At 65.5% G+C, this 12,040-nt stretch carries 11 protein-coding genes; 7 read left to right on the top strand and 4 right to left on the bottom strand.

The genetic code is table 11. From position 1 onward, the window contains the following. Positions 1–143 precede the first annotated feature (143 nt). Together HZF03_RS01020 and HZF03_RS01015 are read left to right on the top strand one after the other, a co-directional pair. Positions 144–899 (top strand): DUF1223 domain-containing protein, encoded by a 756-nt coding sequence (locus tag HZF03_RS01020; protein ID WP_119019100.1) that lies wholly within the window; start codon positions 144–146, stop codon positions 897–899. Between the two features lie 403 nt (positions 900–1,302). Further along, positions 1,303–1,671, top strand: a complete 369-nt coding sequence (locus HZF03_RS01015; protein WP_011155768.1) for a DUF2794 domain-containing protein — start codon at positions 1,303–1,305, stop codon at positions 1,669–1,671. Between the two features lie 59 nt (positions 1,672–1,730). Here HZF03_RS01015 and HZF03_RS01010 read toward each other — a convergent pair whose 3' ends face one another. The 4 genes from HZF03_RS01010 to HZF03_RS00995 form a co-directional block, all read right to left on the bottom strand. Beyond that, positions 1,731–2,261 carry a GNAT family N-acetyltransferase gene (locus tag HZF03_RS01010; protein ID WP_119019101.1) on the bottom strand — a complete coding sequence of 177 codons (531 nt, stop codon included), beginning with the start codon at positions 2,259–2,261 and terminating at the stop codon, positions 1,731–1,733. A 155-nt stretch (positions 2,262–2,416) separates the two neighbouring features. Beyond that, positions 2,417–3,208, bottom strand: a complete 792-nt coding sequence (locus tag HZF03_RS01005; RefSeq protein WP_011155766.1) for a Bax inhibitor-1/YccA family protein — start codon at positions 3,206–3,208, stop codon at positions 2,417–2,419. A 340-nt stretch (positions 3,209–3,548) separates the two neighbouring features. Beyond that, complete coding sequence (locus HZF03_RS01000; RefSeq protein ID WP_119019102.1) at positions 3,549–6,119, bottom strand: ABC transporter permease; 2,571 nt, start codon at positions 6,117–6,119, stop codon at positions 3,549–3,551. Positions 6,120–6,122: 3 nt separating this feature from the next. Then, positions 6,123–6,866, bottom strand: coding sequence for an ABC transporter ATP-binding protein (locus HZF03_RS00995; RefSeq protein WP_011155764.1), 744 nt, complete (start codon positions 6,864–6,866; stop codon positions 6,123–6,125). Between HZF03_RS00995 and HZF03_RS00990 the strand changes: the two genes are divergently transcribed. The 5 genes from HZF03_RS00990 (at position 6,865) to sucC (ending at position 11,978) form a co-directional block, all read left to right on the top strand. Beyond that, positions 6,865–7,560 carry an arylesterase gene (locus tag HZF03_RS00990; protein WP_420853834.1) on the top strand — a complete coding sequence of 232 codons (696 nt, stop codon included), beginning with the start codon at positions 6,865–6,867 and terminating at the stop codon, positions 7,558–7,560. The two genes, HZF03_RS00995 and HZF03_RS00990, sit on opposite strands and share 2 nt — an antisense overlap. Before the next feature lie 205 nt (positions 7,561–7,765). Next, positions 7,766–8,305: an RNA 2',3'-cyclic phosphodiesterase gene (gene thpR / locus HZF03_RS00985; protein ID WP_011155762.1), complete on the top strand. Its 540-nt coding sequence runs from the start codon at positions 7,766–7,768 to the stop codon at positions 8,303–8,305. Between the two features lie 82 nt (positions 8,306–8,387). Continuing rightward, a complete protein-coding gene (zapE, locus tag HZF03_RS00980; RefSeq protein ID WP_011155761.1) occupies positions 8,388–9,572 on the top strand; it encodes a cell division protein ZapE in 1,185 nt (394 codons plus the stop codon). Positions 9,573–9,717: 145 nt separating this feature from the next. Beyond that, complete coding sequence (gene mdh, locus HZF03_RS00975) at positions 9,718–10,686, top strand: malate dehydrogenase (RefSeq protein ID WP_012493973.1); 969 nt, start codon at positions 9,718–9,720, stop codon at positions 10,684–10,686. 95 nt (positions 10,687–10,781) lie between these two features. Continuing rightward, positions 10,782–11,978 (top strand): ADP-forming succinate--CoA ligase subunit beta, encoded by a 1,197-nt coding sequence (sucC, locus tag HZF03_RS00970; RefSeq protein ID WP_119019104.1) that lies wholly within the window; start codon positions 10,782–10,784, stop codon positions 11,976–11,978. Positions 11,979–12,040 lie beyond the last annotated feature (62 nt).

Here is a 12,040-nt window from a genome sequence, read left to right as displayed (position 1 = left end):
CAGAATGCCTCACTGCGAAGTGAGTGGCAGGTGAACGGAAGGCGGCCTATGCAAAGGGCCGCCTTTTCGTTTTAAGGCTCCTCGATGGATGGCGGCGTGCCGCCGTCCCGAAGCACTCGGCAAAGGCGGCTCGGCAAACGACGATGAATGGTGTTGGTGGATTTTCGCGGTGGTCCGGCGCACTCGGCCTGTGCGTGACGATCGCGACGGCGGACCTTGCTGCCGCCGAGCCCCGCGCCGTGGTTGAGCTGTTCACCTCGCAAGGTTGTTCGTCCTGTCCGCCGGCGGACAAGATCATCGGCGAACTTGCACGTGATCCGTCGGTGATCGCCCTAAGCCTCCCGATCGATTACTGGGACTATCTCGGCTGGAAAGACACCTTGGCCGACTCGCGTTTTACCGCTCGCCAGAAAGCCTACTCGCAAGTGCGAGGCGATCGGGACGTGTTCACCCCACAGGTCGTCGTCAACGGGTCGGCGCACCTCGTCGGCAGCAATCGGGCCGGCATCGACAGCGCGATCAAGACCACCGACAAGACCGACGGGGTGATGACCGTACCGGTCTCGGTGGCGGTCGAGGGCAAAGAGATCAAAGTCTCGGTCGCAGCGGCGCCCCAGGGCGAGACCGCCAAGAGCGGCGAGGTCTGGATTTGCGCGGTGTCCAAAGCGATTCCGATCGAGATCGGGCGCGGCGAGAACCGCGGCCGGCACGTCACCTACCACAACGTGGTGCGCAATCTGCTGAAGGTCGGCGATTGGACCGGTGCGGCGGAGCATTGGACGGTGCCGCTGGAGAATGTCGTCGGCGACGGCGTCGATGCGGCGGCGGTCTATGTGCAGAACGGTAGCCGCGAAAAGCCCGGTGCGATGCTCGGGGCCGCCTTCACGTCGCTGAACTAAAGGCTGACATCTGCGATTGGGGGAAAGCAGCCTGTGCTGCTGCGTAACCCTTGGCTGCGTGCTTCATGACCGGAAGCGAGCCGGCCCCCTTAAAACAAAAAAGGACCAACTTGCGTCGGCCCAGGAGGGGGATCGAGGTTCTGCGTACAGGCCCGATCCCGACTGCTTCGGGGGGCTGGGGGCTGAGGAATCCGAAGCCGAAGGGACCGGGCCAACGCAGTGATAGCGTTATCGCAAGCGGGCTTGGCGCGCGCTGGGCGAAAATCGGGCGGCAATAAGAATTCGGCTAACGAAGGCGTGAGGCGCACGCGCAAAAGCGCGGTTTCGGCGCCTGCTGCTTTCGGTCCCCTTGCGGCCCGGCGCCCGCAGCGCAATCATGTCAGCGTCGTGACAGGAGGCGCCGATGGATCTGATTTCCGGGGAGGCTGATCCCAGCGAGAGCCGCGCAGCGGAGCGCCCAGGCACCGCACCGCTGCAGGGACTGGTCACCTTCAACCGCCTGGAGCTCAATCGCATCCTCAACCTCTATGGTCGGATGGTCGCGGCCGGCGAATGGCGCGATTACGCCATCGACTTCCTCAAAGACACCGCGGTGTTCTCGATCTTCCGCCGCGCCTCCGAAGTGCCAATCTACCGCATCGTCAAAGACCCGCGGCTGGCGCGCAAGCAAGGCGCCTACAGCGTCATCGGTGCTTCCGGCCAGATCCTGCGCCGCGGCCACGAACTGGAGCGTGTGCTGCTGGTGATCGACCGCAAGCTGGCGCTGGTGTGAGCCACTCTGTCATCCGGGTTGGCTCGCTGGCGTGCGTGCCCCGGCATGACGAATTCGGTTCAGGTTTCCGGCACCGTCCGACCGCCGTCACCCAGCGTCCGCTGCATCAGCACTGAGTCCAGCCAGCGCCCAAACTTGAAGCCGACGTCGGCGTGGGTGCCGATCGGTGTGAAGCCGGCTTTGCGATGCAGGGCGATCGAGGCGGCGTTGGCGGAATCGCCGATCACCGCGATCATCTGGCGGAAGCCGCTCTCCGTGCACCCGGCGATCAGATCGCGCAGCAGCGCGCTGCCGATGCCGCGGCGGTGCGCCGCCGGGTCGAGGTAGATCGAATTCTCCACCGTGAACCGGTAGGCCGGCCGCGGCCGGTACGGCCCCGCATAGGCGTAGCCGGCAATCGCTCCGTCCACTTCGGCGGCCAGATACGGAAAGCCGGCCTCGGTCAGGGTGGCAAACCGCTGCGTCATCTCGGCAAGATCGGGCGGGGTCAACTCGAAGGTCGCGGTGCCGAAGCGCACCGCCTGCTCGTAGATCGCCGTAATGGCAGGCAGGTCGGCGGAGGTCGCCGGGCGAATCAGGGCATTGGACATCGGATGTCTCGGCAGTCGCGGCGGGAGGCGGTCGCGCCGTCATACGCTCGGCGCGTGTGCGTTTCCACCGTGTCTCACGCAAGGCCGGCTGCCCAAAAACAAAAGCCCCGGCACTGGGGCCGGGGCTTCGATCCGTCAGGTCTGGGAGGAGACCGTTATTCCTTCTGTCCGAGCAGCTGGAGCAGCAGCGTGAACAGGTTGATGAAGTTCAGGTAGAGCGACAGCGCGCCGGTGATGGCGGCCCGCTCGGCGACGTCGCCGCCCATCGAGCCGTAGCCGTAGATGTAATCGTTCTTCAGGCGCTGGGTGTCCCAGGCGGTCAGGCCGGCGAATACCAGCACGCCCACCACCGACACGATGAACTGCAGCATCGACGAGGCGACGAACAGGTTCACCAGGCTGGCGATCACGACGCCGAACAGGCCCATGATCAGGAACGAACCCATCCCGGTCATGTCACGCTTGGTGGTGTAGCCATAGAGGCTCAACGCACCGAACGCGGCGGCGGTGATGAAGAACACCCGGACGATCGAGGTGTGGGTGTACACCAGGAAGATCGACGACAGCGAGATGCCCATCAGAGCCGAGAAGGCCCAGAACAGCAGCTGTGCGGTCGCCGGCTTCAGTCGGTTGATGCCGAAAGAGATGACGAACACCATCGCAAGCGGCGCGAGGATGAACACCCACTTCAGCGGGCTGACGAACATTGCCACACCGAACGAGGTCAGCATGGTGTTGCCGACCCGCGCGGCGGCCGCACCGGCGTCTGTGGTCACGGCGCCCATATAAACGCCGAGAGCCGCCAGACCGGTGATGGCCAAGCCGATCGTCATGTAGTTGTAGATGCGCAGCATGTAGGCGCGCAGCCCGGCGTCGACGGTCGCGGTTTCGACGCGTCCGGCGGCCCGGCCGAAGGGAGAAGTGTAGTTGCGGTCCAAGTCCGACATGGTCGAGATCCCGAGTTGGTCTGGCCGGTCGCGAAGGGTGGCGAAAGCCAGTGCTAATTTATCCGGACGGTGACGAAGAAAGTGCGCTGGAATTTGAGCCCAGATCCAGACCAGGACCCAAAATTAACGCCTGTTCATCGAGCCGCCCGACCCATGCTGATATGTGGGAAACTAACACGGACGGGGCAAGCTTTAATGCGCGGCTGAATGTCGCTCCGCTCTGAAGGGTAAAGAAATCTGCGTCCGACCTTGGTCGAAAGTGGCCATTTCCCAGCCCTAACAGGACCCGCCAGAGAGGTGCGCCAGCGCGCCGCGCAGCCCGTTCCGTCGGCGCTGCATACTATAAATTTCGCAAAACGGAAGCTGGTTTCTGGTGGAGCGCCAGCCACGTGCCGATCAGTCCGAGCCCGACCGTGACCACTAGAGCGGCCACCACCACGCCGGCGGCCGAGCCGGCCTGCCAGGCGAAACTCAACGTCATAAGTCGTGTGACAATCAGCCACGCGGCGGCCGAGCCGGCCAGCACCGCGAACGCCGCGGTGGCGAGGCCAATCAGCGCATATTCGAGCGCGAAGGCGCCGATCAGCCGCGCCCGAGTGGCGCCCAGCGTCTTCAGGATCACCGCGTCATAGACCCGGTGGCGATGGCCGGCTGCGAGCGCGCCGCCCAGCACCAGGATGGCGGAGATCAGCGTCACCGCACTGGCGCCGCGCACCGCCAGCACCAGGTTCGACACCACGCCGCCGACCGTCTCAAGCGCCTCGCGCACCCGGACCGAGGTCACCATCGGAAACCGGTCGGCGACCTGCTTGATCACCGCGGCATCGCTCTGCGGCGTGCTGCCGCTCTCGGTGAGCGTGGCGATGTGGGTGTGGGGCGCGCCGCGGAAGGTGTCCGGTGAAAACACCAGGACGAAATTGATCCCGAGGCTCTGCCAATCGATGCTGCGCAGATTCGAGATCGTGGCGGTGATCTCACGGCCGAGCACATTGACGGTGACCTTGTCGCCGATCGAAAGGCCGAGGCCCTGCGCCAGCTTCTTGTCGAACGATACCAGCGGCGGGCCGCTGTAGTCCTTCGGCCACCACCGTCCCTCGACCACCTTGGAACCGGCCGGGATATCGGCCGCGTAGGTCAGGCCGCGATCACTCTGCAGCACCCATTCGGCGTCGGGCGCCGGCTTGAGATCTTCGACGCGAACGCCGCGGGCGGCCACGATCCGCCCACGCAGCATCGGCACGTCTTCCAGCGTCGCATTCGGCGCGATCTGGCGCAGGAATGTGCCGAATTGATCAGTCTCGCTGGACGGGATGTCGATGAAGAAGAAGGTCGGCGCCTTCTCGGGTAGCGCGGCGCTGAACTGTCGCCTCAGGTTACCGTCGATTTGCGCGACGGTAACCAGTACCGCGAGGCCAAGGCCCAAGGACAGCACTACCGACGGGGTCAACGCGCCTGGGCGGTGAATGTTGGCGATGGCGAGCCGCAGCATGGTAATGCGCGAGCGTGGCAGCCGGCGCGCGATCGCCATCAGCCCGGCGGCGACGCCGCGCAGCAGCACGAAGATCGCCAGGGTGGCGCCGATCACCGCCAGTGCGACGCGCTTGTCGTAGGCGAGCCCGACCACCACCGCGAGCAGCACTGCAACGACCGCTGCGATCAAGGCGACGTGCCTTAGCCGGGGGCGATGGCTGTCGGCGGTCGCGGCCTCGCGAAACAGCGTCGCCACCGGCACGTCGCGCACCTGCGCCAGCGGCCACAGTCCGAACGCCAGAGCGGTGAGCAGCCCGTACACCAGCGACAGCGCCAGCTCACCGGGATGCAGCGCCGCCACCACCGGCAGCGGGAGTAACTGCCCGAACAGTCCGACCAGCGCGAACGGCATCGCGGCGCCGAGCGCCAGGCCGATCACCGCACCGATCAGCGCAAGCACGATCACTTGGGTGAGATAGATCGCGAATACGTCGCGGCCGGTGGCGCCGACCGCCTTCAGCGTCGCGATCACGTCGCGGCGGCGATCGATATGGCTCTTCACCGCATTGGCGACACCCACGCCGCCGACCACCAGCGCGGCGAGGCCGACGAGAGTCAGGAATTGAGTGAAGCGGGTGATGGTGCGTTCGAGCTGCGGCGAGGCGTTGCCGCGGGTGCGGATTTCCCAGCCGGCCTGCGGTAGCGCCGCGCGGGTGTCGTCGACCAGCCGCTGCGCGGCGCGATCGTCGGTGCCGTTGTCCGGCAGCCGGACCCGGTAAGTCCATCGCACCAGGCTGCCGGGCTGCAGCAGCTGGGTCGCGCGCAAGCCGTCGTCGCTGATCAGGAAGCGCGGGCCGAAGCCGATGTTGCCGGAGAGCTTGTCCGGCTCGGCCGCCACCGCGCTCCGGATCTGGAAGGTAGCGCTGCCGATCGTGACCTTGTCGCCGATCTTCAGATCGAGCCGCGCCAGCAAGGCTGGGTCCGCAGCGGCCCCAAAGGCATCGTCACGCCGGGCGAGCAGGTCGGCCACCGGCATCGGCGGTTCGAGTTTGAGGTCGCCGAGCAGCGGATAGGCGCCGTCGACCGCTTTCAGCTCGACCAGAGCCGAGCGGCCGTCGTCGGTGCGCGCCATCCCGCGCATCGTGGCGGCGACCGAGACATCGCCGCGGCTGCGCAAGAACGCCACTTCGTTCGGCGTCGCTTCGCGCTGGATCAGGGAGAACGCGGCGTCACCGCCGAGCAGGGTGCGGCCTTCGCGGGCGAGCCCGTCAGCAAGGCTGGCTGCGACCGAGCCGACGCCGGCGATCGCCATCACGCCGAGCGCGATGCAGGCGATGAAGACGTAGAACCCGTTCAGCCCGCCGCGCATCTCGCGCAGCGCGTAGCGGAGCGGCAGCGACCAGGAAGGGATGCGGGGTGGCGTCTCGGTCAGGACGGTCATCGATCAGGCCGACCGTGCGCGTGCGGCGGAGCCCGGCTGCGTGGTGTCGATCCGCCCCGAGCGCAGCCGCACCACCCGGTCGCAGCGCTGCGCCAATGCGGAATCGTGCGTCACCAGCACCAGCGTCATGCCGCGCTCGGCATGCTTGGCGAACAACAGGTCGACGATCTGCTTGCCGGTGGTCTCGTCGAGGTTGCCGGTCGGCTCGTCGGCCACCAGGATCGCCGGATCGGGCGCGAGCGCGCGGGCGAGCGCGACGCGCTGCTGCTCGCCGCCGGAGAGCTGGGACGGGTAATGGTGCAGCCGTTCGCCGAGGCCGACCGAGGTCAGCTCGCGGGCCGCGCGGTCCGCGGCACCAGCCTGACCGGCCAGCTCCAGCGGCACCGCGACGTTCTCGAGCGCCGTCATGGTCGGGATCAGATGGAAGGACTGAAACACGATTCCGATCTGGCGGCCGCGAAAGCGGGCCAGCGCGTCCTCGTCCAAACCATTGAATGAGGTCCCGTCCACCACCACCTGACCGCTGTCGGGCCGCTCCAGCCCGGCCATCACCATCAGCAGGGTGGATTTGCCGGAGCCGGACGGGCCGATCAGCCCGATCGTCTCGCCGGCGCCGACGCGCAGGCTGATATCCTTGAGGATGTGCACCCGCGCGGCACCGCTGCCCAGCGACAGGTTGACGTTGGAGATCGCGATGCTGTCCGGCGCGCCGCCGGCCAATGACGAGGGTTCAATGAGACTGTCCATGGCTGCCTCATATGGCTATTCAATCGTGGCGGTCGAGGGGTGGGCGCGCACGATCGCGCTGGTCCTGGGACTTGGAATAATGGCGGCGCTGCCTGGACAAAGCGCGCGGGCCGAGACGGCCGCCAAGCCGCTGAAGCTGGTGGTGCTCGGGGACTCGCTGACCGCCGGCTACGGCCTGCCGGCCGCCGATGCGTTTCCGGCCAAGCTGCAAAAGGCACTCAAGGCCGAAGGCATCGACACCGAGATGGTGAACGCTGGCGTATCCGGTGATACCGCCAGCGGCGGCCTTCAGCGGCTCGACTGGTCGGTCCCCCCTGATGCGGACGCGGTCATCGTCGAGCTCGGCGCCAACGATGCGCTGCGTGGCACCGATCCGAAGGTCCCGCGCAAGGCGCTAGACGAGATCCTGAAGCGGTTGAAGGCACGCAATCTGCCGGTGCTGCTCGCCGGCATGCTGGCGCCGCCGAATTACGGCAAGGACTACGCCGCGCAGTTCGATGCAATCTATCCGGACCTCGCCAAGCAGTACGACGTGCCGCTGTATCCGTTCTTCCTCGACGGCGTCGCGGCGGTGTCCAATCTCAATCAGGCCGACGGCATCCATCCGACCGCGGCGGGCGTCGACATCATCGTCGAGCGGATTTTGCCCAAGGTTGAGGCGCTGCTTCGCCCGCTCCTGGTGCAGAGCCGCTGAGAAAACGGCAATCCGGGCTTAAGGGTAGGATTGCCCTCAGCTTTTTCAGCTCTGCGCGGGCTCCACTGTAGCGCTGTTACACAAACGCGCTACACAATCGTATCGTTGATTCGCCGGACGTTTTGCGGACTGCCGTACCCGATGTGGGACGGTCCCCAATCGGGATAGGCAGCCGCAATCGGGCCTCAGGTTCGAGGGTGTGCCGATGCCGCGTTTGTTTACGGGACTGGAGATTCCGGCCGAGATCAGCCAGACCCTGTCGAGTTTACGTGGCGGATTACCGGGAGCGCGCTGGGTCGACCCGGACGATTATCATCTCACCTTGCGGTTCATTGGCGACATCGACGGCGTCACCGCCAATGAGATCGCCTCGACCCTGTTTCGGGTCAATCGCAAGCCGTTCGAAGTCACCCTGCAGGGCCTGTCGAGCTTCGGCGGCAAGAAGCCCCGCGCGGTGGTTGCCTCGGTGGTGCCGTCGAAGCCGCTGATCGAGCTGCAGGCCGAGCTTGAGCGGCTGATGCAGCGGGTCGGGCTCGATCCCGAGGGACGGAAATTCACCCCGCACGTCACCCTGGCGCGGCTCCGCGGCGACGTCTCCAGCCGCGATGTCGCCGACTATCTGTCGATCCGCGGCTACTTCCCGTCCAAGGTGTTCAAGGCCGAGCGGTTCGTGCTGTATTCGGCCCGCGCCTCGACCGGCGGCGGCCCCTATATCGTCGAAGCGCCTTACGAGCTGACCGCCTGACGAGGCACCTCGTTATCGCGCATAGCTCTCCGACCGATTCCCGGCTTGCATTTTGCCGCCCGATCAGGCGGTAAAAGGCCGCATGTCCTCGCCGCACTCGCTCCGCCAGCAATATCAATCCCTGATCGCCTCCGGCAGCATCGAAGCCGATCCGGCGCAGGCTCGCGCGGTGCAGGCCTTCACGCTCCTCAACGAGACGCTCGATGGCTATAAGCCACCGAAGAAGCAAGGCTTTTTCGGCCGTCTGTTCGGCGGCGGCGATGCCGGCCAGGCGCCCCCGCAAGGGCTCTACATCCATGGCGAGGTCGGCCGCGGCAAGACCATGCTGATGGATCTGTTCTTCGACGCGAGCCCGATCGCGTTGAAGCGGCGGTCACACTTCCACGAATTCATGGCCGAGACCCATGATCGCATCAACGGCTTCCGCCAGGCGATCAAGCGCGGCGATATTCCGGATGCCGACGTGATGGAGCTGACGGCGGCGTCGATCCTCGACGAAGCCTGGCTGCTGTGCTTCGACGAATTTCACGTCACCGACATCGCCGATGCGATGATCCTCGGCCGGCTGTTCACCAAACTGTTCGAGCTCGGCACCGTGGTGGTGGCGACGTCCAACGTCGCGCCCGATGACCTCTACAAGGGCGGCCTCAACCGTTCGCTGTTCATGCCGTTCATCGGTCAGGTGAAACGGCACATGCGGGTGATCCGCCTCGACGCGCGAACCGATTACCGCCTGGAGAAATTCGCCGGCATGAAGGTCTGGCTGGCGCCCGACGATGCCGAGGCGACCGCGACGATCGACCGGGCGTGGCACCGGATCACCGGTACGACGAAGGGTGAGCCTCGCGATATTTCGATCAAGGGCCGCATCCTGCACGTACCGCAGGCCGACCATCACGTCGCGCGGTTTTCGTTCGCCGATTTGTGCCAGAAGCCGCTGGGTGCCAGCGATTACCTGCGGCTCGCACATGAATATCACACGCTGATGATCGATCATGTGCCGGTGATGGACTACGCCGATCGTAACGCCGCCAAGCGGTTCATCGCGCTGATCGATACGCTGTATGACAACTCGGTGAAGCTGATGGCCTCAGCCGCCGCTGAGCCGGCACGGCTCTACCGCGCCACGGAAGGCTTCGAGGCGCTGGAATTCAATCGCACCGTCTCCCGTCTCACAGAAATGGGGTCGGAATCGTATCTGGCGCTGCCGCACGGCCGGCGCGACTCCACCGCCACCGGTGAGACCACCGGATTGGTCGAAACCTAGGTGTGTTCCGAGCCTCCCGCAGTTTGCAGGGCGGCCGGTCCAACAAATGGGCGCTCGCCGACTTGAACGCATGGGGCGAAAGCGATAACCACCCAAGCGGATTTCCCACCCCTCCCCACCCACGGGCTCAAAGGACTGCTTTCCCATGGCGCGCGATAAAATTGCTTTGATTGGCTCCGGCCAGATCGGCGGTACGCTGGCACATTTGGTCGGGTTGAAAGAGCTCGGCGACGTGGTGCTGTTCGACATTGCCGAGGGCGTGCCGCAGGGCAAGGCGCTCGACATCGCGGAGTCCTCGCCGGTCGACGGTTTCGACTCCAAGCTGACCGGTGCCAACTCCTACGAGGCGATCGAAGGCGCCCGCGTGGTGATCGTCACCGCCGGCGTGCCGCGCAAGCCGGGCATGAGCCGTGACGATCTGCTCAGCATCAACCTCAAGGTGATGGAGCAGGTCGGCGCCGGCATCAAGAAGTACGCGCCCGACGCGTTCGTGATCTGCATCACCAACCCGCTCGACGCGATGGTCTGGGCGCTGCAGAAGGCCTCGGGCCTGCCGGCCAAGAAGGTCGTCGGCATGGCCGGCGTGCTCGACTCGGCGCGGTTCCGTTACTTCCTGGCCGACGAGTTCAACGTGTCGGTCGAAGACGTCACCGCCTTCGTGCTCGGCGGCCACGGTGATACCATGGTGCCGCTGGTGAAGTACTCGACCGTCGCCGGAATTCCGCTGCCCGACCTGGTCAAGATGGGCTGGACCTCGCAGGCGCGCCTCGACGAGATCGTCGACCGCACCCGCAACGGCGGCGCCGAGATCGTCAACCTGCTGAAGACCGGCTCGGCGTTCTACGCCCCGGCGTCGTCGGCGATCGCGATGGCCGAGAGCTATCTGAAGGACAAGAAGCGGGTGGTGCCGGTCGCGGCCCACCTCAACGGCGAATACGGCGTCAAGGACATGTATGTCGGCGTTCCGGTGGTGATCGGCGACAAGGGCGTCGAGCGCATCGTCGAGATCGAGCTGGCCGGCAAGGACAAGGAAGCGTTCGACAAGTCGGTCGCTGCCGTTCAGGGTCTGGTCGAGGCCTGCAAGAAGATTGCGCCCGATCTGCTCGGTCGCTGAGGAACGTCTAACCAAACTGGCTGCGCCGGCTCCTTAAGGACCGGCGCAGCATCGCGGTTCAACCGGCTGGATGCGATCTGGCGAGGGGCAATTCCATGAATATTCACGAATACCAGGCCAAGGCGGTGCTGCGCGAGTTCGGTGTGCCGGTGGGGCACGGCTTCCCGATCTTCAAGGCGTCCGAAGCGGAAGCTGCCGCCAAGCAGCTCGGCGGCCCGGTCTGGGTGGTGAAGAGCCAGATCCACGCCGGCGGCCGCGGCAAGGGCAAGTTCAAGGAAGCCTCCGCCGGCGACAAGGGCGGCGTCCGCCTCGCCAAGTCGATCGACGAGGTCAAGGAATTCGCCAAGCAGATGCTCGGCGCCACGCTGGTGACGGTGCAGACCGGCGCCGACGGCAAGCAGGTCAACCGCCTCTACATCGAGGAAGGCTCCGACATCGACAAGGAGTTCTACCTGTCGTTGCTGGTCGATCGCGCCACCTCGCGGATTTCCTTCGTGGTCTCGACCGAAGGCGGCATGTCGATCGAAGACGTTGCCCACGAGACGCCCGAGAAGATCGTGTCGTTCACCGTCGATCCGGCGACCGGCATCATGGGCCATCACGGCCGCACCGTTGCCAAGGCGCTGAACCTCAAGGGCGAGCAGGCCAAGCAGGCCGAGGCGATTGTGGCGAAGCTTTACACCGCCTTCGTCGCCAAAGACATGGATATGCTCGAGATCAACCCGCTGGTGCTGACCAAGCAGGGCGATCTGAAGTGCCTCGACGCCAAGATCTCGTTCGACGGCAACGCGCTGTACCGCCACACCGACATCCAGGCGCTGCGTGACGAGACCGAGGAAGACGCCAAGGAAATCGAAGCGTCTAAATACGACCTCAACTACGTCACCCTCGACGGCACCATCGGTTGCATGGTCAACGGCGCCGGCCTCGCGATGGCGACGATGGACATCATCAAGCTGTACGGCATGAGCCCGGCCAACTTCCTCGACGTCGGCGGCGGCGCCAGCAAGGAGAAGGTGACCGCGGCGTTCAAGATCATCACTGCCGATCCGAACGTGAAGGGCATCCTGATCAACATCTTCGGCGGCATCATGAAGTGCGACGTGATCGCCGAAGGCGTGGTCGCAGCGGTCAAGGAAGTCGGTCTCGACGTGCCGCTGGTGGTCCGCCTCGAAGGCACCAATGTCGAAGCTGGCAAGAAGATCATCAAGCATTCCGGCCTCAACGTGCTGCCCGCCGACAATCTCGACGACGCCGCGCAGAAGATCGTCGCCGCCGTGAAGGGAGCCTGAGGCCGCTTCTCGGCCTCTCCGCTGCCTCCGACCATTCCGTTCGACCGCGAAAGCATCACCGA

It is taken from the genome of Rhodopseudomonas palustris (assembly GCF_013415845.1).
Lineage (GTDB): Bacteria > Pseudomonadota > Alphaproteobacteria > Rhizobiales > Xanthobacteraceae > Rhodopseudomonas > Rhodopseudomonas palustris_F.
The sequence above is the reverse complement of the archived record's forward strand: the minus strand, read 5'-3'. Positions and strand labels throughout refer to the sequence as shown.